Source organism: Pedobacter sp. GQ55 (assembly GCF_059758925.1).
Window position 1 is genome coordinate 277,840 of record NZ_JCAXEI010000001.1, and the last position, 26,182, is coordinate 304,021.

Sequence of the window (26,182 nt, forward strand, 5' to 3'; positions counted from 1 at the left end):
GTTAAGAGGTTGATATGTTACACCGTCCACGTAGATTGAGGAAAAACCCTGTAGTTAGGGAAATGGTAGCCGAAACAAGGTTGTCAAAAGATATGTTCATTTATCCGTACTTTATTGTGCCGGGTAAAAATGTTGTTCATGCTTTAGATGCAATGCCGGGAATCAACCATTACTCTGAAGATACATTGGTTAAAGATGTTGAAAAGGGACTTAAACTAGGTGTAAACAAAATCATGCTGTTTGGTGTAGGAGATGAAAAAAGTGAGGATGCACATTCAGCATATCATGATCATTCTTTAGTACCTTCGGCAGTTCGTTTACTTAAGAAAAACTTTGGCGAGGACTTATACATAGTTACTGATGTTTGCGTTTGTTCTTATACTACACATGGACATTGCGGTATATTAGAAAATGATTATGTACAAAATGATGCAACCGTTGAAGTAATTGCTAAAATGGGACTTACCCATGCACAGGCAGGTGCTGATATGCTTGCTCCATCAGATATGATGGATGGCAGGGTTGGTGCAATGCGAAGTGTACTTGATGGTGCAGGTTTTGTAAATACGGCAATCATGTCGCATGCTACAAAATTTGCTTCAGCATATTATGGCCCTTTTAGAGAAGCTGCTGATTGTGCACCAAGTAAAGGAGATAGAAAAGCCTATCAAATGGATTTTAGAAATGGCAATGAAGCTTTAAGAGAAGCATTGCTTGATGAAAGTGAGGGAGCAGATGTATTAATGGTTAAGCCCGCTTTGGCTTATCTTGATGTAATGCACAACTTAAAACAGCACACAGATTTGCCAATTGCATGCTATAACGTATCTGGAGAGTACTCTATGGTAAAAGCAGCTGCAGAAAAAGGCTGGATAGATGAACAAAAAGTAGTGATGGAGACCATGCATGCATTTGCACGCGCAGGAGCAAGCATTATAACAACTTACCACATAAGAGATATAGTAGAAAAGAATTGGATGTAATATGTTAGAATCTTTAAAAAAAATGTTTTCGGGAAATGAAGGTGATATGCCTGTAAATACAGGAGGTAAACCGGATATTTCCAGAGAGAAATCGGCAGAGCTGTACGAGAAGGCTAAAAACTATTTTCCGGGAGGAGTAAATTCTCCAGTTAGGGCTTTTAAATCGGTTTACGGAACACCGTTGTTTATTCAAAAAGGCGATGGATGCTTTGTTTGGGATGCTGATGGAAATCAATTTATAGATTTTTGCGGAAGCTGGGGTCCATTAATTCTTGGCCATAACAATGCTAAAGTTCGTGAAAAGGTTACTGAGGTGATGCAAAACGGGATGAGCTTTGGCGCACCTACTGCATTAGAGAATGAACTTGCAGAACTAATTATTAAAAACAATAAACTTGTAGAAAAGATACGGTTTACCAGTTCTGGTACCGAGGCAGTAATGTCGGCCATCAGATTGGCGCGTGGCTATACAGGTCGTGATAAGATCATCAAATTTGAAGGTTGCTATCATGGGCACAGTGATTCACTACTGGTAAAAGCTGGTTCAGGTCTGGTTACCTTTGGCGAAACTTCTTCTGCCGGCGTTCCAAAATCATTTGCGCAGGAAACCATTGTAATTCCTTTGAATGATACCGAAGCTTTGAAAAAAGCATTCGAACAATTTAAAGATGAAGTAGCCGCTGTTATTATTGAGGGGATTCCTGCTAACAACGGATTGCTGATGCAGGATGCAGAATACATTCAGTTTTTACAGAATATCTGTAAAGAGAACAAAGCACTTCTAATATTTGACGAGGTAATCACCGGATTCAGATTGGGATTTGAAGGCGCTGCAGGACATTATGGCATAAAGCCTGACATAGTTACCTATGGTAAAATTATCGGCGGTGGTTTACCTGTAGGAATGTATGGTGCATCGGCCGAAATTATGTCTCATATTTCTCCTGATGGAGGTGTTTATCAGGCAGGTACATTATCTGGAAATCCGGTAGCTATGGCTGCAGGTATTGCCCAGTTAACCGAGCTATTACGTTCCGGTTTTTATAAAGATTTGAACAATAAAGCCAGTGAGTTTGCCGAAAGTATACAGCGTTTTGCTACTGCAAGGAACTACAAATTAAAGGTATTCCATGTGGGTTCTATTTTCTGGCTGGCCTTTACAGATAAAGATAAAATTCAATGTGCCGAAGATATTGATCCGGCAAGCATGGAGAAATTTAAAGTAATGCACAGAGAGCTGTTAAACAGAGGTATTTACCTGGGCCCATCGGGTTATGAGGTAGGTTTTGTTTCTGCTGCGCATACTAAAATAGAGCTTGAAAAAGCAAAGAGAGCTATATTTGATAGTCTTGATGTTGTTTTCAGGAATAAGTAAATTTTGGGTATATTTATAGTATAAACTACTAACTGTCTTGAAGAAATCAATCGTTATATTTTATTTCCTGCTATTGTACTCTTTGGTGCAATTAATTTCGTGGGGCACGCTTGTAGTTAAATTACAACCGTCCAGGATGGCTATGGTAATGGGCGAGGGATCTGTATTTCTGTTCTTATTGTGTATTGGGGCTTATTTTTTGCATCAATCTATTAAAAAAGAAGACAAGCTAAGAGAGCAACAGCAGAACTTTTTACTCTCGGTAACTCATGAGTTAAAATCGCCTTTGGCGGCTATAAAGTTATCTTTACAAACCATCGTTAAACGTGATCTGGATAAAGCCAGACAAACTTCTTTACTGAATAATTCATTAAAGGATATTGAGCGTTTAGATGATTTGGTTGAAAACATGTTGTTGGCTACCAAGATCGAAAACAGGTCTTATTCGTTCCCTAAAGAAGAATTTGACCTTTCGGAAATGGTTTCAAGAATCACGGATAGGTTGCAGATCCATTCATGTGGTTGTGAACAGCTGATAAATCCAAAAATACAGCCTGGGGTTAAGGTAGTGGGCGATCAGTTTGCGCTGTCGTCTGTGGTTACTAACCTAGTTGAAAATGCAGTTAAATATTCTGGACCTTGTGCAGAGGTTGGTGTGGAATTGACAAATAAAGATGGGCATCCTTTTTTAAGGGTAACTGACAAAGGGCCAGGTATCCCTGACGCTGAAAAGATGCTTATTTTTGATAAATTCTATCGTGTAGGTGACGAAAATGTCAGAAAATCAAAAGGAACAGGTTTAGGCCTGTTTATTGTTAAAGAAGTTCTACAAAGCCATGACGCTGATATCAGCGTTAAAGATAACGCACCACAGGGTGCAATTTTTGAAATAACATTTAGTTGATTATGCCACAGAAATTAAGAATATTACTGGTTGAGGATGAAGACCACTTATTAGATGCAATAAAATTAAACCTTGAACTTGAAGGTTATAAAGTTCATGCGGTAAAAGACGGTAAAACTGCTTTAAAGGTTTTTAAAGAAGAACGTTTTAACCTGATCATTTTAGACGTGATGCTTCCGGAAATGGATGGTTTCCAGGTTTGTGAAACAATTCGTTTAGAAAACACTGAAGTTCCTATCCTTTTCCTAACAGCCAAAAATACAAGCGAAGACCGCGTAATGGGTCTGAAAAAAGGCGCTGACGATTATTTAGTTAAACCATTTAATTTGGAAGAGCTGATCTTAAGAGTAGGTATTTTGGTTAAGCGCAGCATGAAAGCTGATGATCTGAAAGAACTTAACTCTTATAAAATCGGAGATAAGACCATCTATTTTAATTCTTTTGAATTAAAACAGGATGATGGCCTTATTGTTCCTTTAACAAAAAAGGAAACCATGCTGTTAAAATTACTGATTGAGCGTAAAAACGAAGCAGTATCGCGTGAGCAGATTTTAGAAACAGTTTGGAATTACGATGTTTATCCATCAACACGTACGATCGATAACTTTATATTAACCTTCCGTAAGTATTTTGAGCCAGATCAGAAAAACCCGGTTTATTTTCACTCTATCAGAGGGGTAGGTTATAAATTTACTGATATTCATTAATGTACAATACCAAAGGCAGGTATGCACTGATGGCAATTTTTATGATTGCCGCTTTAGCATGCCTTTTTTATGATCAGTATCAGCTTGCCGCATTGGCAGGCCTTTTCTTTGCCTTTGTACTTTGGAGCCATTTTAAACACAGTTCTGTGCTTCTTGCCTCCAAGTATTTTAAGAATGGCGAATATGAAAAAGCAGAACGCATATTGGCAGAAGTGCCAAATCCGGATAGACTTGCAAGAAACCGAAGGGGATATTACGAGTTTATGCATGCTAATATTGCCTTAAAGAAAGAAGAATATGATGTTGCAGAACATCATTTTCAGATCGCAAGTCGTTTCCCGCTGGGTGGAAAAAATGATAAAGCTTTTGTATTGATCCATCTTGCCAATCTTGCGCTTAGAAAGAAAGATGGTGAGCGGAGCAGGGCCTATATTGCCAGAGCAAAAGAATTGGCCAGTACCCCAAAAGCAAAAGATATAATTAGCAAGATTGAGATAGAAGCGAACAACTTATAAACAAAATAGATTTACATGAACACGTTATTTTTAGATGCAGCATTTTCAAAGCAAACAGAACGCCCACCAGTTTGGATGATGCGTCAGGCTGGTCGTTTTATGCCTGAATACTGGGAGATCAAAAACAAATACTCCTTCCTTGAAATGTGCAAAACACCTGAAATTGCTGCTGATGTAACTATGTTACCGGTTAATTTGCTGGGTATCGACGCCGCTATTTTATTCTCGGATATTTTAGTAACAGGCGAGGCAATGGGTGGAGATTTAAGCTTTACCCAGGGTATTGGGCCTAAGTTTGCCAATCCTGTACGTACATTAAAAGATGTAGACGCACTTGAGGTCGATGTTTTAGACCGTTTGCAATACGTAGCAGATGCTATTAAAGTTATACAACAGCGTTTAAACGGAAGCATTCCTTTAATTGGTTTTGCCGGTGCCCCTTTTACTGTTATGAGCTACCTTGTTGAAGGTGGTTCATCAAAAGATTTTAAAACAACCAAGCTGTTGATTCACAATCAACCAGAGGTTGCACACAAACTATTGGCTAAAATAGCAAAAGTTACTGCCGATTATTTGAACCTGCAAATTGCTGCAGGTGTTAATGCCATCCAGATTTTTGATAGCTGGGCCCAAGCTTTATCATGGAACGATTATCAGGAATTCTCTCATCGCTATATTCAGGAGATCATTGCTAACTTAAACAGAAAAGACATTCCGGTAATTTCATTCTGTAAAGGAAGCTCTGTATTTGCGCCAATTATGGCTGAGGCCAAACCGGATGTAGTTTCGGTAGACTGGAACGCAGATCTGTTAAATATCAAGAAAAGCTTACCTGCAGGTATTGCTGTTCAGGGTAACTTGGATCCGCATATACTTTATGCAGATAAACCCGTTATTAAGAGAGAGATTCTTCGCTTGTTCGAGCGTATGCGCGGAGAGGATGGATTTATCTTTAATCTTGGCCATGGTATTATGCCGGATATTCCGTTCGACAACGTAAAATATGCGATTGAAGTAATCAAAGACTTTAAATACTAATATAAAAATGGAGAAATACTATTATTACATTCTGTCTGTTCACATCATCTTTGTTGTAAGCTGGATGGCAGGATTGTTTTATAGTGTCCGTCTGTTTATTTATCATACTGAAGCCGAAGACAGGCCCGAAATTGAGCGTAATATCCTGCAAAAGGAATACGAAAGGATAGAGGCCAAACTTTGGAATATCATTACTACACCTGCAATGGTACTCACTGTACTTGCAGGTGCAGGAATGGTTTGTATACACCCTGGTTTATTACAAACGCCCTGGTTTCATGTAAAACTTGGTTTTGTAGCAGCACTGCTTGTTTATCATTTTATTTGCCAGAATATAATGAAGCAGCTGAAACACGGTAAATGCAAAATAAGCTCGTTTAACCTTAGGCTATGGAACGAGGTAGCAACAATCTTACTTGTAGCAATTGTGTTCACAGTAGTGCTAAAAAGCGCTGTGAACTGGATTTATGGCCTTGTCGGGCTCATCATATTTGCTGTAGTAATTATGCTTGCCGTAAAATGGTACAAACATTACCGCAAAAAGCACGATTGCTAAGCCCCTTTAATTTTTTCTATTACTGCGTGCAACCTTTTCTATAGTTGCGTCATCTACTATATACCAAACACACAAATGAAATTGACGCAATATAGTATAAATGAATTATTAGAAGGATGCAAAGCAGGCAACCGGAAGATGCAGGAGGCCCTGTACAGGCAAACTGCGCCCAAGATGCTTGTAGTTTGTATGCGTTATGCAAAAGATAAGATGGAGGCCGAAGACGTATTGCAAATGGGTTATATTAAAATTTTTCAGAAAATAAATGAATATAGGGGAGATGGGGCTTTTGAAGGATGGATTAGAAAAGTTATGGTAAATACAGCAATTGAAAGTTACCGTAAAAATTTGAGGACTATGAATGTTGTTCCAATTGAGGATGCGTACGATCAGCCATCAACAAGCTTTGATTTTAGCAGATTAGGAATGCAGGATTTATTAAAAGTGATTCAAAAGCTGGCCGATGGCTATAGAGTGGTGTTTAACATGTACATCATAGAAGGATATTCTCATAAAGAAATTGCCGAAAAATTGGGCATTTCTGAAGGAGCAAGTAAATCGCAATTGTCAAGAGCAAGGGCGATATTAAAAGAAGAAATCATAAAAATGGAGGGCATAAATTATGCAACACATGCAGGATAAAGCGTTTGATCAGTTGTTTAGGGATAAATTTGAGGGGGCGGAAATACAACCTCCACCAGACCTGTGGAATGGTATTTCAGCAGAACTGTCGCCAAAACCTAAACGTAGTTTACCGGTTTACTGGATGGCAGCAGCAGTTGCTGTAATTGCCGTAACAATAGGTTTATTGATGCCGATGCAGAAAACAGAAAAGATCAGGTTGCAGGCACCGGAAGTGGCAAGCAGCGAGGTTAGTTCAGTTCCTGCAGTTACTGTTGTTAAAACTCCGGTACAAGTAAGCAATGTTAGCTCAGCAGTTGCACAAAAGGTTGAAAGTACTCCACTAATTATTGCGCCACGCATAAAATTAAGCAGCAGAGAAAAAGAATTGGCTGCTTTGCAACCAAAAGCAACAACCGATCGCCCTGTTAATAAGCAAGCGGACGTTGTTAGCACGTTAGCTAAAGTTGAACCAAAAGAAGAAGCATCTAAAGATGAAGTGATGATCGCAAAAGCAGACATCCCTACAGAATATACAGATGTTGCTGTTGAACCTGAACATCAGGAGAATAAGGGGATTAGGAATGTAGGAGATCTGGTGAATTTTGTAGTTAACAAAGTAGATAAGAGAGAAAAGAAATTTATACAGTTTGATACCAATGACGATAATTCATCTTTAGTGTCCATTAACATAGGTTTCATAAAGTTTAATAAAAAGTCAGATAAATAGGATTAAGAAACCCACAAACTATACATATAATGAAACGTCTATTATTAACAGCACTTATTGTAAGCGGACTTACCGGTGCTATAGCTCAAACTGCCAGTGCACAACAAGATACTACCGTTACCAAAGAACGTAAAATGAAAAAGTTCGATATGGACCTTGGTGTTGGTATTACCATTGGCAAAAAGGACTCTACTGGGAAAACCAATATGTCGAAGGGCCGCTTTATCGGCGGACTAACAATAACCAGAGTGGACCTTGGGTTTTCAAGGCTAATAGATAATGGCAGTTTTACTTTATCTCCTGAAAACGACTTTTTAGATTACAGAGGAGGGAAAACAAGCACATTTTCTTTTGATATCATTCAGTTTGGCTATCGTTTCAATTCAAACTTTAAGGTCTATCTGGCAGGTGGTTTCGACTGGACACACATCAGATTGAACAAAGATATAACCATGCAGAAAAATGCAAGTGAGCTTACTTATGTTCAGGAAGATATCCATTTCTCTAAGAACCGATTCTCTAGCAGCTATGTACACATCCCTCTAAATTTTGAATTGCGTACAAAAGAAAATGATCATGGCGACCGTTTTTACTTTGTATTTGGACCAGAGGTCGGTTTCCTTTTAAATGGAAAAGTGAAACAGATCAGTAACGAAAGAGGAAAAGTAAAAGTTAGCGATGATTATAACTTTCAATCCTTCCGTTATGGCGGCACAGTTAGATTAGGTTATGGCGCCTTTGGGATATTTGCTAAATACTATGCTAGTGATATGTTTGCAAGCGCAGCTCAAAAGGGATTAAAAAATATGGCATTCGGCGTTACGCTTGGCTTAAATTAAAACACAGAACACACACAAATAAAACCAATCCCGCGGTAGTATACTGCGGGATTTTTTTGTTTACTGATCAATGGCGTAATGCTAGGCTCTGAGAATAACGATGGTACCTTTTGGATAGCTTTTTTTGTTTACTGACCAACACTTTTATATTATCTTTGAACTGTGGAAGAACAGATCATTAGCGTAAAAAACCTGACCAAGCAATATCAGACTGAACAGGCTTCTGGAGTTAAAAATATTAGCTTTGATATTAAAAAAGGAAATATTGTCGCCATCATTGGAGAAAGCGGAAGTGGGAAATCGACATTGCTGAAATGTATTTATGGTTTACTAAAGGTAGACAGTGGTGAGGTGCTTTTTGAAGGGAAAAGGATTCTTGGACCAGATGAGCAGCTGATACCAGGCCATAAGCAAATGAAAATGGTTACTCAGGATTTCTCCCTTAATATCTATGCTAAGGTGTACGATAATATTGCTTCCATGCTGTCGAACACAAATGTGCAATCCAAGCACGACAAAACGATGGACATGATGGAGCATTTGCACATTATGCATCTTAAAGAAAAGAAGATTACTGAGCTAAGTGGGGGGGAACAGCAACGCGTTGCAATTGCAAAAGCATTGGTAAGCGATACCTCGATTTTACTATTGGATGAACCTTTTAGTCAGGTAGATGCATTGCTGAAAAACCAGTTGCGTGCTGACATTAAACGAATTGCTGCTGATACAGGTGTTACTGTTATCATGGTTTCTCATGATCCTGCCGATGGTTTGTTTTTGTCAGACGAATTATTGATTCTAAAAGATGGCCAGCTTTTACAGAAAGGGAAACCAGCACATATATATCATCACCCCGATCATATTTATACTGCTCAGATACTGGGTAATGCAGTGGTTTTAAATGCAGAAGAGGCTTTGAAACTAGGTATTAATGCAACTAAAGATCATACAGTTTTTTATCCGGAATGGGTTGAATTAAAAAGTTCATGGAATAGCAGGCGTTTTGAAGTTAAGGATGTTTATTACAAAGGCTTTTATGAAGAGTTACTGCTGGAAAGAAATGGGGTAAAAATAAGGGCAATCCAATTGAATAGGGGAGAACATAAAAAAAACGACCATGTTCAGGCGAACATCTGTCATTTTTTAGAGTATAGTATCTAAAGCCAACTGCACTTCAGGTCATAACTCCTTCAATCTAAAATACATTAGCTTAAAGACATTTGTATTTTCGCTTGGTTTATTCTCTGAGGATGAAGCATTTTCAAAAGGCACCATTGTTATAAAGTAGTCACCAAGTTTGCCGGCAATTTTATTGCCTGAACGGAAGTTGGGATCCTTTTTACTATTTAATTCGACAAATTGAAGTGTTTTGCCTGTCTTCTTCGAAAAAAAGGCATTTCTAGGATCAGTTTTTGAACCGAAATTATATCTGAAAGAGACCCACTTATCCGTAACAAAAAGCGAATTGTTATCGTACATTATTTTAGCTGCTTCCATTTTTTTCCAGTAGTCGAAATGATCTTTTGCAGGTTTAGCAGAATTAATATCGAATCCTATCTTATTTTCCTCAGGTACTTCAATTTGAAATGCTGGTTTTACATCATCAATGTCCACAGTATATATTTTATCATCAAGTAGTGGATAGTAATAAACAGCACCTTTGTAACTATCAAATTGATGTGAAAAACCCAGATCAAGCTCTTTAATCATGGGGGGGAAGAAAAGCTCTTGAGAATGATAGGTAAGCATTCCATCCCCTTCTTTATAAAGTCTAAGCCTTCTCAAATCCTTATTGTTGTTAAGGATCTCACTTACATACATGTCCTTAGTTTTTGCAAATGTTAAACCGAAATACCTAGAGCCTACAATTTCCAGGACACCAGCAGGTTTTCCATTAAGATCGTATCTGAAAATTTTGTTTAAGCTAAGATCTAATAATTCTATCCGATGGTTGTACTCATCGTAAATTATGTCTGTTAAATTCGCATACTCGTCAGGTTTATCACCCAGGTGATTTATCTTGATTTTAGGCTTACCATTTTGATCGAAAAGAAAAATAGTACTTTGCGATCGGTCGGCGATAATGATAAGACTATCTGTTACAAAAAAGTTTGAAATATGTTTAATAGAAAAATCCTTTTCGGCTTCTAGGGTTACATTATAAACACTATCAGCAATATCCTCAATGAAAGCTTTTTTGTTCTCTGCCGGGTTGATCTTAATCTTCGTTACAGGGAAATCGAATTTCTCTTTCTTTTTCTCCTGTGAGCATGAAATAAGTAGAATTAATAAAGCGAAAAGTAGATAGTACTTCATTGATGAGATATTTTATTTTGAGTAAATATTGAATAATCCGCCACCTTAACAGATGGCGGATTTTAAATTTAGTATTCAGGCCAGCTAGGTACGATATTGGTAACGTCATGATAGTTGTTATGAGGTGTGTTAGGATTGTATCCTACACCACATTGAGTTCCCGAATTGTTTGGAAAAAATTCATAGTAACCGTAGTCGTAACCATACCAGCCCTCAACAACTTTGTAGTAGTTGTCATTTTGCCAAACCCATGTACCTGTTCTGTAACTTGTATTGCCTGTGGTTCCACAATACATAGTACCATTTGCATCGGTCCATGCAGCATTAGCCGCTCCTGAGTTGTTTGTTACATCATAATCAAAGAATGCGTATTGGAGATTACAAACCAATGTGATCACAACAGCCAGAACTCCTACTATTTTAAGTGTTTTTTTCATGATTTTTAATTTTAACAAATTATAATTAGGTTATTTTTTTAATGATTCGATTGTATTTATAAGACCCCGTAACGGGGTCACCAATGTTGCAACAGAAATAATTCGACCCTGATTAAAGGCGGAATAAGGATGATGAAATCTATGTTAATAAAAGTTAGTTTCATTTGTTTGCGTTGTGTTTCTGGAAGTCATTTCTTTTTTTAAGCAACTCTTTCAGCTCTTGTTTTAACTTGTCACTGTCATGCCAGATCTTACTATGTTGATGTGCATAAATGCCTATGGAGAGTATATATAAGAAACTGAGTATAATTGTTAGGTTTTTGTGTTTTAAATTACTTAGGGCCTTATCCACGAAGTAGGCCATAAGGAAAAAGATCCCTATGGAGGCTATGTATACGTACCTGTCAGCAACAATTGCGAATCTGGAAATCGGGATGACGTGCAGACAAACCCCAAGATGGATAATGAAAAAACTGATTCCAAAAAAGACCCAATGCTTTTTCCAGAAACCCCAAAACGAAACACATATAATTAATAGCATTGCCGGGTACATCCAGAACCGCATGGGAACTTCTCTGCCTATAGCATTTGGAAATACATATAAGTAGCTTAATTTAACAGGGATTAGACATTTTACAAGGTATTCGGTAACAGAATAGCTGGCAAATATGATGTTTTGATAAAATGGGTAGCGAGGAGCCTCGGATAGTAAACCGGCCTTGTCTGCACTTTGAGAAAGCAAGGTGATATATCCAAAAATGAAAGCAATAATAAATAAAGGTAATTTCTCAAACCATAGCCATTTGCTTCGGAAATTTCTTTTTAATGCATAATCTATTAATAGAAAACAAACCGGGAGTGTAACTGCCTGCTCCTTTCCGGTAAATGACAAAATGAAAAACAAAACGACCAATAAATAATGGCCTATTTTTTTTGAAACGAGGTAGCTTAGGTAAATGTGAATAGCGATTAAGTAGAAGAAACTATAGATTAGAATTTTAGAAGCGGATAACCAGGCGACAGATTCCACAAGAAATGGATGTACTGCCATGACTATGGCCGTAAGAAATGCGATCCGGATTACAGATTCTGCTTTAAAGCTTTTAGAAAGATTTAGAAGTTTTTTGATAAAAAGATAAACCAGAATTACATTACTTATATGTATCATAACTCCTAAGAGATGGAACCAGAAGGGATTATATCCAAATGCAGAATAAAGTAATGTGTAAGACAGTTGATTTGCGGGAGCATATTGCCCATTGTAAAACTCGGTGAGTATTGCCCATAAGTTGCTTTGTGTTAGGCCATCTTCTGTGTAGGCATTAACTACTACCCATTGGTCATCCCAACGCATCTGGAATTTATGCGAAAGCACAGGGAAATAGACTAATAGACTTATGAAAACTAAGAATATGATTGTTATCAGGGTTTTATTATTATCAATAAAACCTTTTAGCATAGGAATCTTACTTGGGGCGGAGGAAGCGCTAACTTTTGTGTTCATTTTAATAGGGGAGGTCTAAATTAAATGAATTGTACGAGGGTGAAGGTCGTTGAAATGTTACGGCATGAGATGAGTTCTTAAAACCTCTTTGGATGTACGCGAGTGCCGCCTAATGGCATTAGAATTTTCAAATGATTCCTTAAATGGATCAATGATTCCACTTGGTTTGAGCGCGTTCAGGTACTCAAGTCTTTTAAAGTAATATTTAGGCATAACGGGATGATTTAGGCCATTAAATATCTTCTAAAGTTCTAGAAGTCGTTTATTATTTGGTAGTTATCTCTAATATAGATAATATAGTTTGAACTTAATTAAGGCTCTAGTATATGTGAATGGTAACTTTTTTGATACAAAAAAACCAGCGCTTATCAAGTGCTGGCTTTTAAAATATAGTTAATTTTTAATCTTTATTCTGAATCTATTCCGGTCAGATTTACGGCTGGAAAGTTGAAGGAATGATAATCACTTTTGCTGTAATAGTATTGTTAGGGGCAAAAGGCTCAGTGTCTTGGGCATCAGGACTTTGAACATGAATTTTAATCTCTCCTGTTTTAAATTCATAGCTATATGTGTCCAGATTATATACAAAAGGCAATTGACGTTGAACATTTGGGTTATTTGGATCAGTTATATAAATCAATATACCTTCATCATCCATAGTGACACCATCAATCTCATCAATATCTAAAATGGTTGTATATGTTTTTTCATCAGAACTTAAGGTCCAGGAATTTGGCTGGATCGTATAAATGAAAGTCCTGTTCGGCGTTTCATTTATAATGGTGTCTTTTTTGCACGACACCAAGCCTAGCGTGGTGGTACATAGGATTAAAAATAATAGCTTTTTCATGTGATTTGTGTGTTTTGAAATTATTCAAGCAAATTTATTGCCATAAAAATTAAAGTGCTCTGTTTGCTTATTCTGTAATTAAAATGTTATGCAGAATATTGTTATTTACTGCAAAGTTAAACCAAATATTCAAATAGTGTTTTGTCGTTGTTAAGCTCTATAATTTCAAACTTAAATTCCTTCATTCTTTGTACTAAAGCATCATAATCTGTGCGATCAGTTAACTCAATACCAACCAAAGCAGGGCCATTTTCTTTATTGGTTTTTTTAATGAATTCAAAGCGAGTAATGTCGTCATGCGGACCAAGTACATTATTTACAAAAAGCTTAAGTGCTCCTGGTCTTTGTGGAAACCGAACAATGAAGTAATGTTTAAGTCCTTCATAAAGTAAAGATTTCTCTTTAATCTCCTGCATGCGCTCGATGTCGTTATTACCACCGCTCACCACACAAACTACCGTTTTTCCTTTTATTTTATCCTTACAAGCATCAAGAACAGCAACAGATAATGCCCCTGCCGGTTCTACAACAATAGCATCCTCATTATAAAGTTTTAATATGGTGGTGCAAATCTTTCCTTCTGCAACCAGTAACATACTGTCTAGTACCTTTGTGCAAAGGTCGTACGTTAAGTTACCTACGCGCTTTACCGACGCACCATCAACAAAACGGTTTATTTCAGGTAATGTTATAGGACCACCATGCTCAAATGCTTTTAACATAGAAGGGGCGCCTTCTGGTTCCACACCTATTAGCTGTATATTTGGATTTTCGTTTTTTAAATAGCTTCCTACACCTGCAGCAAGACCACCACCGCCAATTGGCATAATTACCACCTCAACGCCTGGCAGATCTTCGAATATCTCTACACCAACAGTACCCTGACCTTCAATAATGCTATAATTATCAAATGGTGGGATAAAAGTCATGTTGTGCTCCTTAGTATAGGCCAGGGCCTCCATAAGACAGTCGTCAAAAGTATCACCAACTAAAACAAGCTCTACGCTGCCGTTGCCAAACATTTCTGTTTGTTTTACTTTTTGTCTTGGAGTAATTTCAGGCATAAAAATTACGCCTTTTGTACCGAGCTTATCGCAAGAAAAAGCAACTCCCTGAGCATGATTACCAGCGCTTGCGCAAACAACCCCTCTACTCAGTTCTTCTGGGCTTAACTGACTGATCATATTGTAAGCACCACGCAATTTGTACGATCGCACGATTTGGAGGTCCTCACGTTTCAGATATATTTCGCAATTGTATTTTTCAGATAACTTGGAACTGTAGATGAGTGGAGTATGTTTTACAACATCTGCTAACCGCTGTGAGGCAGCCTTTGAGTCTAATTTAACAGGATTCTCTGTCATGTTTTTTAAAAGATGTAACCCTTATCTGATAACAGATAAGGGTTTAAATTTGTTTACCCATAAAATGGGAATCGAAAAAATGGTTAGCTGTTATATATTTTTAGCCAGCCAATCACCAACTTCACTGGTTTTGTACGCTTTATTTTTTCCAGATAGATCTTCAGTTACAATTCCTTCTGCAAGAGATTTGTTTACTACTGATCTGATCAATTCTGCTTCTTCTTTTAATCCGAAAGCATCTTCAAACATCATTGCGGCAGACAATACAGTTGCCAAAGGATTGGCGATGTCTTTACCTGCAGCCTGTGGGTAAGAACCATGAATTGGCTCAAATAAAGAAGTATGAACACCAATTGAAGCAGATGGCATAAGGCCCATAGAGCCAGAAATTACAGATGCTTCGTCAGTTAAAATATCGCCAAATAAATTTTCTGTGATCAACACATCGTATGAATTTGGCCATTGTACCAAACGCATCGCCACTGCATCAACAAATTCGTAGCTTACCGTAACCTCAGGGAAATCTTTTTCCATGTCCTGTACAGTTTCTCTCCACAAACGTGATGTTTCCAGTACGTTTGCTTTATCTACACAACAAAGTCTTTTGCCACGGGTCATTGCCATTTCAAAGCCTAATTTAGCAAGGCGCTGAACCTCTACTCTGGTATAAGTACAAGTATCGAAAGCAGTGTTGCCATCGTCTTTTCTACCTCTTTCGCCAAAATAAATACCACCTGTTAACTCACGAAGGATAATAAGATCTGTACCCTCTATGCGCTCTCTTTTTAATGGAGAGTTATCAATTAAAGATGGGAAAGTAAATGTTGGACGTACGTTTGCAAATAAGCCCAGTTTTTTACGCATTTTTAGAAGTCCTTGCTCCGGACGAATGGTAGCTTTTGGATCATTGTCATAACGTGGATGACCGATAGCTCCAAATAAAACAGCATCAGCTGCCATACAGATATCGTGTGTTGCATCTGGATAAGGTTCGCCAACGGCATCAATTGCGGCAGCGCCGGTTAGGGCAGAAGTCCATACAATTTCGTGATTAAATTTTTGTGCTACGGCATTTGATACTTTAACTGCCTGATCAATAACCTCAGGTCCAATTCCGTCTCCCGCTAAAAGAGCGATATTAAGTTTCATATATTTTTAGTTGTGTTTTTTAATATTTCTTTAATTATAACCAGTTTTTATTTGTGGTGCTAATTTACCTTTAAATAATGTTCAACATTTTCTGGGTAGCTTTAATTGCACACACTGTCTGATCTGAATCAAGGCCTCTGGTTATAAATACTTTCTGATCGGTTTCCCAGGTAATAATTGTTTCGCATAAAGCGTCTGAATTACTTCCTGGAGCTATCCTTACAGCATAGTCGATCAGCTTTGGTAAGCATCTTTCTTTTTTTGCATAAACCTTGGTTAATGCATTCATAAATGCATCAAACTGACCATCGCCTTGCGCATTCTCTTCGAACTTTTCTCCTTCAATTACTACGGAGATAGTAGCAGATGGGCGTAAGCCCATTGCATTCATCAATACATACGATTCTACAATAACCTTTTCTTCATAAAGGCTGCTGTCTAATACATCTGAAATGATGTAGGGAAGATCTTCTTTGGTTACGGTTTCTTTTTTGTCGCCTAATTCAATAACTCTTTGAGTAACTTTCTTTAGGTCGGCATCGTTTAGTTTTAAGCCTAATTCTTGCAGGTTTTTTTCAATATTGGCTTTACCGGAAGTTTTCCCTAACGCATAACTGCGTTTTCTGCCGAAACGTTCAGGCAGGAGGTCATTAAAGTACAGGTTGTTTTTGTTGTCTCCATCAGCGTGAATTCCGGCTGTTTGCGTAAATACATTATCGCCAACAATCGGCTTGTTTGAAGGGATCCTAACACCCGAAAATGTTTCAACCAGCTTACTAACTTTATAAATCGAAGATTCTCTAAGTTGAACTTCAACCTCAGGCGCAAAGTCATTAATTACAGCTATAGCGCTGGCCATTGCTGCATTTCCTGCTCTTTCGCCCATTCCGTTTACTGTTAAATGCAAACCACTTATTCCAGCTTTTACAGATTCTAAAACATTGGCTGTACCAAGGTCATAATCGTTATGTGCATGGAAATCGAAATGGGTATCCGGATATTTTAACTTAAGCTCAGTAATATATTTAAAGGTTTCGCCAGGCGTTAAAATGCCCAGTGTATCCGGTAATAATATTCTTTTTATGGGCTGTGTAGTCAGAAAATCTAAAAATTGAAGAACATACTCCGGAGAGTTACGCATGCCATTACTCCAGTCTTCTAAATAAACATTGGTCGCTATGTTGTTGGCAATTGCCAGATCAATAACATGCTTAATTTCTGCAAAATGTTGTTCCGGTGTTTTTTTAAGCTGATGCGTTAAATGGTTTAATGAACCTTTGGTGAGCAGGTTCTGAACTTTAACACCTGCTTTTAACATCCAGTCAATAGAAACACCGTTGTCTACAAAAGATAATACTTCTATACGATCTGCATATCCGTTTGCTTCTGCCCAAGTTAAAACTGCTTTTACTGCCTGAAATTCTCCGTCAGATACACGTGCAGAAGCAATTTCAGCCCGGTCAACATGGAGTTCTTCCAATAATAACTGGGCTATGGTTAACTTTTCCGAAATGGAAAAAGACACACCCGATGTTTGTTCTCCATCGCGGAGTGTAGTATCCATTATCTCTATTTTCCTTCTTTCCATGTATCGGGTCTTACTTTTTTTATACTAATCGTCATCCTGACCTTGAGGCGTTATACTAAACCGGTTGTCATGCCGGCGAAGGCCGGTATCCCGGACTTTAAAAGCGGCTTTGCTATTCCGGGATCCTGAAATAAGTTCAGGATGACGAAGGGCTTATAGCATGTGCCATCGTTGCTTTTTAATGCTTAGTCTCAAGAAAGGCAATCTTTCAGTTTCAAGACGAGCAATAGTTCAGGATGACGGGTAATTTCTTAAAGAGGTAGCTGCAATGCAAACTCTTCGATTTCTGGTTTTATGCTTTGCAGGTAGTCGATGTCATCAAAACCATTCAGCATATTGTCTTTTTTATACGGACTGATTTCGAATTTTTCTTTTTCGCCTGTTGCTAAAAGTGTAATGCTTTGTTCTGGTAAGTTTACTTCCAGTTCTGTATTAGGATCAGCAAAAATTGCAGCAAAGATCTTTTCAGAAAACTCAGGACTAACCTGAACTGGCAATACACCAATGTTTAGGCAGTTGTTTCTAAAGATATCAGCAAAAAAGCTTGATACTACACATCTGAATCCATAATCATAAACCGCCCAGGCAGCATGCTCTCTTGATGAACCTGAACCAAAGTTTTTACCACCAACAAGTATTTTACCGCTATAAATAGGGTTGTTTAAAACAAAGTCTTTTTTTGGTGTATTATCTGAGTTGTATCTCCAGTCGCGGAAAAGGTTGTCACCAAACCCAACGCGCTCTGTAGCTTTTAAAAAGCGGGCAGGAATTAACTGATCGGTATCCACATTTTCTATTGGAAGTGGAACCGCGGTGCTTTTTAGTATATTAAATTTATCGTAGGCCATTTTAATCTTTTAAGTGTGTTTAGACAAGTTCTTCAATTAATGTTCTTGGGTCTGTAACCACGCCGGTAACAGCTGCAGCTGCAGCAACTAGCGGACTGGCTAGCATGGTTCTTGAACCAGGGCCTTGTCTTCCTTCAAAATTTCTGTTCGAGGTACTTACAGCATATTTTCCTGCAGGTATCTTATCGTCGTTCATTGCTAAACATGCAGAACAACCAGGCTGGCGTAATTCAAAGCCAGCTTCGGTTAAAATATCCAGTAAGCCTTCTTCTTTGATTTGAGCCTCAACAATATGAGAACCCGGAACCAACCAAACGGTTACGTCTTCAGCTTTATGTCTGCCTTTTACAATAGAAGTAAATGCTCTGAAATCTTCGATACGTCCATTGGTACAGCTACCAACAAAAACGAAATCTATTTTCTTACCTATCATAGATTCACCTTCCGAGAAGCCCATATAACCTAATGATTTAGCATAGGTTGCAGCGCCACCTTCTGCGTGTGCGGCATCAGGGATGTCATGAGAAATTCCCATTCCCATTCCAGGGTTTGTACCATATGTGATCATTGGTTCAATTGAAGAACCATCGAAGGTCAATTCTTTATCAAATACAGCATCGGCATCAGTTTTTAACGTTTTGTAATAAGCTAATGCTCTATCCCACGCTTCGCCTTTAGGGCTAAACTCACGACCTTTTACGTAATTGATGGTAGTTTCATCAGGAGCGATCATACCGCCGCGGGCACCCATTTCAATACTTAGGTTACAAACCGTCATACGGCCTTCCATAGTCATGTTTTCAAAAACATCACCAGCATATTCAACAAAATATCCGGTTGCACCAGAAGTTGTAAGCTGAGAAATGATGAACAATGCAACGTCTTTAGGAGTAACACCTACACCTAATTTACCATTAACATTGATGCGCATCTTTTTAGGTTTTGGCTGCATAATGCACTGTGTAGAAAGTACCATTTCTACTTCAGAAGTACCAATACCGAAAGCGATAGCACCAAAAGCACCATGCGTAGAAGTATGCGAATCGCCACAAACAATAGTAGCACCAGGTTGTGTAATTCCGTATTCAGGACCTACAACGTGTACAATGCCATTTTTTTGATGGCCCAGGCCCCAGTGGCTGATACCATATTCATTAGAGTTAGACTCTAATGCCTTTAATTGGTTAGCCGAAAGTGGATCTGCAACCGGCAAATGCTGGTTAATTGTTGGTGTGTTATGATCTGCCGTAGCAAATGTACGCTCAGGGTATAAAACCTTTATTCCTCTGCTTTTTAAACCTAAAAAGGCAACAGGGCTTGTAACTTCGTGGATAAGGTGGCGATCAATAAAAAGCACATCGGGGCCACCTTCAATTTTACGTACCACGTGAGTGTCCCACACCTTATCAAATAATGTTTTGCTCATTTTTTTTCTTTTTTATTATGAATTCTTTTTGTGAAATGAAGGTTAAGCTAATTGTTGTTTGCCCATCATTAACAAAAGATCATCATCATTAATATCTAATTTACTATCTGCCACTGTAAGGAAGCGATGGTAGGCTTCGCCCAATTCTTCTTTACTTAAAGTAAAGCCTAAGCGCTCCAAATGGAACTTTAAAGCATGTCGGCCACTGCGTGCGGTAAGTACAATACTTGCATCAGGGAAACCAACATCTTCAGGACGTATAATTTCGTAATTTTCGCGGTTTTTTAAGAAACCATCCTGGTGGATACCTGAGCTATGTGCAAAGGCATTGCTACCAACAATTGCTTTATTTGGTTGTACCGGCATACGCATTTGCGAACTTACCATACGGCTCAACTCATAAAAGTTTTTAGTATTGATATTGGTATGCAAGCCTAATGTCTGGTGCGTTTTTAAAATCATGACGACCTCTTCAATAGAGGTATTACCTGCGCGTTCTCCAATACCATTAATAGTGCCTTCAATTTGACGGGCACCGTTTTGTAAGCCAGCAATTGAATTTGCGGTAGCTAAACCTAAATCATTATGGCAATGCACAGATATAATGGCATTGTCAATGTTTTTTACGTTCTCTTTCAAAAACTTGATTTTGCTTCCGTATTGATCTGGCAAGCAATAACCATTAGTATCTGGTATGTTTACAACAGTAGCACCGGCTGCAATAACTGCTTCTACCATCTGGGCAAGAAAGCGTACATCGGCACGACCAGCATCTTCTGCATAGAATTCAATATCTTCTACAAATTGCTTGGCATATTTAACGGCTTCAACTGCACGTGCTAAAATATCTTCTCTTGTACTGTTAAATTTATGTTTGATGTGCATATCAGACGAGCCGATACCGGTATGGATTCGCGGGCGTTTTGCAAATTTCAATGCAGCAACAGCAGAATCAATATCGCCTTTGTTTGCACGTGTAAGTGCACAAATGATTGGCTCAGATACCGCTTTAGAAAGCTCTACAACGCTTTGGAAATCACCTGGACTTGAAATAGGAAAACCTGCTTCAATAATATCCACGCCAAGGGCTTCCAATTCTTTGGCAATTTCTATTTTCTCTGGGGTTGTTAATTGGCAACCCGGCACTTGTTCACCATCACGCAACGTGGTGTCAAACACATAAACTCTATTTGGATCGTGTAACATAATTTTCGTTTTTTAGTTAGTATAGGTTTTTTGTGTAATATATTTTAAGACGAGTTTACCCATTTCCTTAGTACCTAATACTTTATAAGGATTTGTGGTGCCGTCGGCAATGTCATTAGTTCTAAAGCCTTCTTTGAGTACTTTGTCAACTGCGGCAACTACTGTTTTGGCTTCTTCTTTTAGTCCAAAACCTATTTCGAGCATTAGCGCTACAGATAGGATAGAAGCCAGCGGGTTGGCGAGGTCTTTTCCGGTGATGTCATGGGCAGAGCCATGGATTGGTTCAAAGAAACCGGTCCCATCACCAATTGAAGCCGAGGCTAACATCCCCATTGAGCCTGCAATTTGCGAAGCTTCATCTGTAAGGATGTCACCAAATAAATTGGCAGTTAGTACTACATCAAAGCGCTTAGGATCTTTGATCAGTTGCATTGCGGCATTGTCTATAAACATATGTTCAGTTTCAACCTCAGGGTATTCTTTAGCGATAGCCTGTACGGTTGCCCTCCATAATCTGGAGCTTTCAAGCACATTTGCTTTATCTACCGAACATAACCTTTTGTTACGCTGCATTGCAGCCTGAAAAGCTTTGTGTGCTATTCTTTCTATTTCATATCGGTGATAGATCATTAAATCTGACGCAGTATTTCTATCCTCAGAAAGTGTTTTCTCTCCGAAATAAACGTCGCCTGTCAGCTCTCTGAAAAATAAAATATCTGTACCTTTTAGTATACTTGGTTTAATGCTTGATGCATTTAACAATTCATCAAACAATAAAATAGGGCGTAGGTTGGCATAAAGGCCCAATTCTTTACGGATCTTAAGTAAACCTTGCTCCGGACGTACTTTAAGCGAAGGATCGTTATCATACAAGGCATGGCCTACAGCTCCAAAGAGGATTGCATCACTTTGTTTGGCTTTTTCCAGGGTTTCATCTGGTAATGGGCTACCTGTTGCTTCGATAGCAGCATGACCCATTAAAGCTTCGTCAAAGGTAAACTCATGGCCAAAATCTTCGGCTATTTGTTCTAAAATGGCTTTCCCCCATGTGGTTACTTCAGGCCCGATGCCATCGCCAGGTATTACTAAGATAATCTTCTTCATAGTACGCTCTCTAATAAGGTTTCGACGGTTTTTACTTCACCGTTTTCTAATAAAATTCTTTTCTCTATACAGTCAGGTATCTGTGATTCAAAATGACCAACATAAATTAACGTTGTACCATTTTTGCACAATTCATCTACCAGTTTGTTAAAATGCAATGTTTGTTGCTGGTCTAATCCCTGGCAAGGTTCATCCAATATCAATAGCTCTGGATTCTTTACAATGGTACGGGCCAATAATGCCAGTCTTTGTTTACCAAGAGGAAGCTCGTTCATCAGGGTATTTTTATATTCATCCAGGCCGAAATAATGAATTAATTCATCAGTCTGGGCTTTTTTTGAATATCCCGGATCACAAAATAAGCCTGAACTATCATAAAAGCCAGAAACAATACTTTGCCAAACAGTTGCAGATGAATCAAAATACCAGTGCAATTCTGGTGATATTAAACCAATTCGTTCTTTAATCTCCCAGATACTTTCTCCGCTGCCTCTTTTGTTTCCAAATAAATGAAAATCATTAGCGTAAGCCTGAGGATGATCGCCACAGATTAAACTTAACAAAGTTGATTTTCCAGAGCCATTATGGCCGTGCAATACCCATTTTTCTCCGGCTTTAACTTCCCAGTTGATGTTTTTTAATACTTGTTTTTCGCCATAGCTGATATTTACATTGATCATTCTAATGATCTCTGCAGATGAAGCATTTACAACTGACTCACTCAAAAATGTAGGAACAGGTTTGTCAAATGCTTCTGTATCATTCCAGGTACGTTCATCAGCCGAAATTTCGACCAATTTGCCTTCCTCAATTGTTGCGATGCGATTGATGCAGGCAGGTAGCTCGGCTTCGTTGCTGATTAAGATCAACTGTGTTCCTGCTTCAGAAATTTCTTCAAGTAAAGCGTTTAAGTTTTTACGGGAAAGTACATCCAATCCATTGTAAGGAAGATCAAGTATTAACAACTGCGGCTTTAACCATAGGGCCTTAACCAATTGTAATTTTTTATGTTCTCCGCTGGATAACTGGATAAGTGTGGCGTTTTTCAATTCTGAAAACCCTAAAGCGGCTAAAACGCCTCCTACTTCATCAAATAAAAGTGAATGTTTTTTGCCAAAACTTTCCAATTCAGCTTTTACTGTGGCTGTAGTTTCTGTTGATTGCTTATTGTAACGCTGCTGATAATAGAAATTAGACTGGCCTTCCAAGTCTTTAAATTGAAACCAATTGGCCACATAATAGGCCATAGCAGGTAAACTGCTTTGAGGATTAAAGTTGATTTCAATATTACTGTAGCTATGGCCTATACCGGCCATAGCTTTAGCTAATGATGTTTTGCCACTTCCGCTTGTTCCGCACAACAACCAATTCTCATCACGATTGATAGTCCAGTTCAAATCCTTTAACACGGGTTTGTGCTGATACTTTAAATTTAGTTTTGTGATATGGACGACAGGCTGTGACATTTAATATTATTATGCTGTTTTTATAGATTTCATTGCAGTCATTGCTTTTCTTAATCTAGCGCCAACTATTTCAACTTCATGAGAGCGAAGCGCCTCATTAATTGCGATTAACGCTCTGTTATCAACCGAACCGTCTTTACCTTCGTTAAAGTTTTTGCCTACTAAATCAGTATCTACTTTAGTCATGAAATCAGCTAGTAAAGGTTTACAAGCGTAATCAAATAAGTAACAACCATATTCAGCAGTATCAGAGATAACACGGTTCATTTCGAATAACTTTTTACGTGCAATGGTATTGGCAATAAGTGGAGTTTCGTGTAACGACTCATAGTAAGCAGATTCTGGTTTAATACCAGCCTGAACCATTGTTTCGAAAGCCAATTCAACACCAGCTCTAACAAAAGCAACCATTAAAGTATAGTTGTCGAAATATTCTTGTTCGCCGATTTTTACATCACCGGCAGGAGTTTTTTCAAAGGCAGTTTCTCCAGTAGCAGCACGCCATGCTAACAAGTTTTTATCACCGGCAGCCCAGTCTTCCATCATTGTACGGCTAAATTCACCGCTCATGATATCATCCTGATGCTTTTGGAATAGCGGACGCATAATGCCTTTCAATTCTTCTGAGATCTCAAAAGCTTTAACTTTAGCTACATTGCTTAATCTGTCCATCATACCAGAAACACCGCCATGTTTTAATGCTTCAGTAATTACTTCAACACCATACTGAACAAGTTTAGAAGCATAACCGGCATCGATTCCTTTTTCAATCATTTTATCGAATGAAAGGATTGAACCAGTTTGTAACAAACCACAAAGGATAGTTTGCTCGCCCATTAAATCTGATTTCACTTCAGCAACAAAAGATGATTTTAAAACACCAGCTCTATGACCACCAGTTCCAACGCAGTAAGCTTTAGCTTGTGCTAAACCTTTTCCTTCCGGATCGTTCTCCGGGTGTACAGCGATTAGCGTAGGTACACCAAAACCTCTTACATACTCAGCTCTTACTTCACTACCTGGACATTTTGGTGCTACCATGATAACCGTAATGTCTTTACGGATCTGCATTCCTTCTTCCACAATGTTAAAACCGTGCGAATACAATAAAGTAGCACCTTGTTTCATTAATGGCATAATTGCCGTTACAACTGCAGTATGTTGTTTGTCAGGAGTAAGGTTAATCACTACATCAGCTGTAGGAATTAATTCTTCGTAAGTGCCAACAGTAAAGTTGTTTTCTGTAGCATTTTTCCATGAATCTCTTTTGCCTTCAATAGCTTCTTTTCTTAAAGTATAGGCAACATTTAAACCACTATCTCTTAAATTTAAACCTTGGTTAAGGCCTTGTGCTCCACAACCTACAATTACCAGTTTTTTTCCTTTTAGTGCATTTACGCCATCAAGAAATTCTGAACTGTCCATGAAATCGCAAACACCTAATTGGTTTAATTTTTCTCTAAGAGGTAATGTGTTAAAATAATTTGACATCGTTTTATCGGTTTTTTGTTATAAGGTTCTTATTTACTTTTTATTTAATGCTTTCTTAATTGATGATGCACAGCCGTAGTGGTAAGCATCATGTATCGGAAAAAACTGTACTGCTTCAATTGTGCTTTTTAGTTCTATTCCGTAGCTTGTAGTACGCACATTGTAACTTACAAAAACATTGTTGTTCAGATCTTCTGCCAGCTTATCAATAGTGCTAAGCGCCAGGTCTTTTAAGATGTTTATTTCTTCGGCTTCAATGAACTTCTCTGGTTTTGTACCTTTTTGATAATCCAGAATATACTGAGCCTCCACAATAGGGGCAACATTGGCCAGTTTATAACAAAGTATCTGCTGGCTAGATATAAGATGGCCAAAGTTCCAAATTATATTGTTGTTAAAGCCTGCGGGCACCTGGTTTACCTCTTCAATCGTTGATGTTTCTATCAACTCAATAAAGTTTTTCCTGGTTTGTATAATTGTTTTAAAAAGAGTGTTTTCCATTTTATTAGTTCTGTGATGCCTATTCGCTTGGCTACGAATTACATGCTAAATACATTCTTCTCTTTATCAAGGAATTCATTCTCAATCACATCCTCGCCTGGTTCTCTGCGTTCAAATTCTCTAAGCTTGCGGTTAAAACCTTCGCTGTCTTTAATAATGGCTACCCTTGCACTTCTTACAAACTCGATTAATCCGTGAGGCTGTAGCACCTCAATCAGTTTATCAGTTTCCTCTCTATGACCGGTGGTTTCAAAAACAGTGTAATCTTTACGGATCACTACTGCTCTTGCGCCATATTCGCGAAGCAAACGCTCTACCGAGACTTTTTCTGCAATGGTATCTGTAGGTACTTTGTATAAGGCCATTTCCTGCCAGATGATGTCTTCGTTAGTATTGTAATATACTTTCAAAACCTCTACCTGCTTTTCTATCTGACGGGCCAGTTTACGAACAACCTCTTCTGTTTCATGGATCAGAATATTGAAACGGTGAATGTGTTCAATTTCTGAAGGAGAGGTGTTTAAACTTTCGATGTTAATTTTTCTTCTGGAGAAGATGATGGCTATACGGTTAAGTATGCCGATTCTATTTTCGGTATATGCAGTAATCGTAAATTCCTGTTTTCCGGTTATTTCTATATCGTTGGAATTGCTCATGATCTTTA

The 26,182-nt window shown here is 38.2% G+C and carries 26 protein-coding genes; 11 read left to right on the plus strand and 15 right to left on the minus strand.

Annotation, left to right across the window (positions count from 1 at the left end; translation table 11 throughout):
* The first annotated feature begins 14 nt into the window (after positions 1-14).
* From hemB to AC6CH7_RS01140, 11 genes are all read left to right on the plus strand, one after another.
* Complete coding sequence (hemB, locus tag AC6CH7_RS01090) at positions 15-983, plus strand: porphobilinogen synthase (protein WP_498260915.1); 969 nt, start codon at positions 15-17, stop codon at positions 981-983.
* A 1-nt stretch (position 984) separates the two neighbouring features.
* Complete coding sequence (hemL, locus tag AC6CH7_RS01095; protein WP_294870408.1) at positions 985-2,358, plus strand: glutamate-1-semialdehyde 2,1-aminomutase; 1,374 nt, start codon at positions 985-987, stop codon at positions 2,356-2,358.
* A gap of 37 nt (positions 2,359-2,395) precedes the next feature.
* Positions 2,396-3,262, plus strand: coding sequence for a sensor histidine kinase (locus AC6CH7_RS01100; RefSeq protein ID WP_498260916.1), 867 nt, complete (start codon positions 2,396-2,398; stop codon positions 3,260-3,262).
* 2 nt (positions 3,263-3,264) lie between these two features.
* Complete coding sequence (locus tag AC6CH7_RS01105; protein ID WP_048903901.1) at positions 3,265-3,969, plus strand: response regulator transcription factor; 705 nt, start codon at positions 3,265-3,267, stop codon at positions 3,967-3,969.
* Positions 3,969-4,484, plus strand: coding sequence for a hypothetical protein (locus AC6CH7_RS01110; RefSeq protein WP_498260917.1), 516 nt, complete (start codon positions 3,969-3,971; stop codon positions 4,482-4,484). The genes AC6CH7_RS01105 and AC6CH7_RS01110 overlap by 1 nt, the downstream gene beginning before the upstream one ends.
* Before the next feature lie 15 nt (positions 4,485-4,499).
* Positions 4,500-5,522, plus strand: coding sequence for a uroporphyrinogen decarboxylase (hemE, locus tag AC6CH7_RS01115; RefSeq protein WP_498260918.1), 1,023 nt, complete (start codon positions 4,500-4,502; stop codon positions 5,520-5,522).
* 7 nt (positions 5,523-5,529) lie between these two features.
* On the plus strand, positions 5,530-6,078 hold the full coding sequence (hemJ, locus tag AC6CH7_RS01120; protein WP_498260919.1) for a protoporphyrinogen oxidase HemJ: 549 nt from the start codon (positions 5,530-5,532) through the stop codon (positions 6,076-6,078).
* A 75-nt stretch (positions 6,079-6,153) separates the two neighbouring features.
* Positions 6,154-6,720: an RNA polymerase sigma factor gene (locus AC6CH7_RS01125; RefSeq protein WP_498260920.1), complete on the plus strand. Its 567-nt coding sequence runs from the start codon at positions 6,154-6,156 to the stop codon at positions 6,718-6,720.
* Positions 6,710-7,429, plus strand: a complete 720-nt coding sequence (locus AC6CH7_RS01130) for a hypothetical protein (RefSeq protein WP_498260921.1) — start codon at positions 6,710-6,712, stop codon at positions 7,427-7,429. The genes AC6CH7_RS01125 and AC6CH7_RS01130 overlap by 11 nt, the downstream gene beginning before the upstream one ends.
* Before the next feature lie 29 nt (positions 7,430-7,458).
* Positions 7,459-8,268, plus strand: coding sequence for an outer membrane beta-barrel protein (locus tag AC6CH7_RS01135; protein ID WP_498260922.1), 810 nt, complete (start codon positions 7,459-7,461; stop codon positions 8,266-8,268).
* A 162-nt stretch (positions 8,269-8,430) separates the two neighbouring features.
* A complete protein-coding gene (locus AC6CH7_RS01140; RefSeq protein WP_498260923.1) occupies positions 8,431-9,429 on the plus strand; it encodes an ABC transporter ATP-binding protein in 999 nt (332 codons plus the stop codon).
* A gap of 18 nt (positions 9,430-9,447) precedes the next feature.
* Here AC6CH7_RS01140 and AC6CH7_RS01145 read toward each other — a convergent pair whose 3' ends face one another.
* The 15 genes from AC6CH7_RS01145 to ilvN all read right to left on the minus strand — a co-directional run bounded on the left by AC6CH7_RS01145 (position 9,448) and on the right by ilvN (position 26,174).
* Positions 9,448-10,584, minus strand: coding sequence for a DUF4934 domain-containing protein (locus AC6CH7_RS01145; RefSeq protein ID WP_498260924.1), 1,137 nt, complete (start codon positions 10,582-10,584; stop codon positions 9,448-9,450).
* Between the two features lie 68 nt (positions 10,585-10,652).
* Positions 10,653-11,021 (minus strand): hypothetical protein, encoded by a 369-nt coding sequence (locus tag AC6CH7_RS01150; protein WP_498260925.1) that lies wholly within the window; start codon positions 11,019-11,021, stop codon positions 10,653-10,655.
* A 160-nt stretch (positions 11,022-11,181) separates the two neighbouring features.
* Positions 11,182-12,525 (minus strand): glycosyltransferase family protein, encoded by a 1,344-nt coding sequence (locus tag AC6CH7_RS01155; protein ID WP_498260926.1) that lies wholly within the window; start codon positions 12,523-12,525, stop codon positions 11,182-11,184.
* A gap of 433 nt (positions 12,526-12,958) precedes the next feature.
* Positions 12,959-13,375: a hypothetical protein gene (locus AC6CH7_RS01160; protein ID WP_498260927.1), complete on the minus strand. Its 417-nt coding sequence runs from the start codon at positions 13,373-13,375 to the stop codon at positions 12,959-12,961.
* A gap of 116 nt (positions 13,376-13,491) precedes the next feature.
* Positions 13,492-14,739, minus strand: a complete 1,248-nt coding sequence (gene ilvA, locus AC6CH7_RS01165; RefSeq protein WP_498260928.1) for a threonine ammonia-lyase IlvA — start codon at positions 14,737-14,739, stop codon at positions 13,492-13,494.
* Between the two features lie 90 nt (positions 14,740-14,829).
* A complete protein-coding gene (leuB, locus tag AC6CH7_RS01170) occupies positions 14,830-15,888 on the minus strand; it encodes a 3-isopropylmalate dehydrogenase (protein ID WP_498260929.1) in 1,059 nt (352 codons plus the stop codon).
* Between the two features lie 70 nt (positions 15,889-15,958).
* Positions 15,959-17,476, minus strand: coding sequence for a hydroxymethylglutaryl-CoA lyase-like TIM-barrel protein (locus AC6CH7_RS01175; RefSeq protein ID WP_498260930.1), 1,518 nt, complete (start codon positions 17,474-17,476; stop codon positions 15,959-15,961).
* Between the two features lie 251 nt (positions 17,477-17,727).
* Positions 17,728-18,324, minus strand: a complete 597-nt coding sequence (gene leuD, locus AC6CH7_RS01180; RefSeq protein ID WP_498260931.1) for a 3-isopropylmalate dehydratase small subunit — start codon at positions 18,322-18,324, stop codon at positions 17,728-17,730.
* A gap of 19 nt (positions 18,325-18,343) precedes the next feature.
* Positions 18,344-19,750 (minus strand): 3-isopropylmalate dehydratase large subunit, encoded by a 1,407-nt coding sequence (gene leuC, locus AC6CH7_RS01185; protein ID WP_498260932.1) that lies wholly within the window; start codon positions 19,748-19,750, stop codon positions 18,344-18,346.
* A gap of 42 nt (positions 19,751-19,792) precedes the next feature.
* Positions 19,793-20,956, minus strand: a complete 1,164-nt coding sequence (locus AC6CH7_RS01190) for a 2-isopropylmalate synthase (RefSeq protein WP_498260933.1) — start codon at positions 20,954-20,956, stop codon at positions 19,793-19,795.
* A gap of 12 nt (positions 20,957-20,968) precedes the next feature.
* Positions 20,969-22,060, minus strand: coding sequence for a 3-isopropylmalate dehydrogenase (gene leuB / locus AC6CH7_RS01195; protein ID WP_498260934.1), 1,092 nt, complete (start codon positions 22,058-22,060; stop codon positions 20,969-20,971).
* Positions 22,057-23,526 carry an ATP-binding cassette domain-containing protein gene (locus tag AC6CH7_RS01200; RefSeq protein WP_498260935.1) on the minus strand — a complete coding sequence of 490 codons (1,470 nt, stop codon included), beginning with the start codon at positions 23,524-23,526 and terminating at the stop codon, positions 22,057-22,059. Before AC6CH7_RS01200 ends, leuB (AC6CH7_RS01195) begins: the two co-directional genes overlap by 4 nt.
* 9 nt (positions 23,527-23,535) lie before the next feature.
* The gene (ilvC, locus tag AC6CH7_RS01205; RefSeq protein WP_498260936.1) at positions 23,536-25,017 is read right to left on the minus strand and encodes a ketol-acid reductoisomerase; all 1,482 of its coding nucleotides are present in this window, start codon (positions 25,015-25,017) and stop codon (positions 23,536-23,538) included.
* 33 nt (positions 25,018-25,050) lie between these two features.
* The gene (locus tag AC6CH7_RS01210; protein WP_498260937.1) at positions 25,051-25,518 is read right to left on the minus strand and encodes a DinB family protein; all 468 of its coding nucleotides are present in this window, start codon (positions 25,516-25,518) and stop codon (positions 25,051-25,053) included.
* Positions 25,519-25,556: 38 nt separating this feature from the next.
* Positions 25,557-26,174 carry an acetolactate synthase small subunit gene (ilvN, locus tag AC6CH7_RS01215; protein WP_172660946.1) on the minus strand — a complete coding sequence of 206 codons (618 nt, stop codon included), beginning with the start codon at positions 26,172-26,174 and terminating at the stop codon, positions 25,557-25,559.
* Between the last annotated feature and the right edge of the window lie 8 nt (positions 26,175-26,182).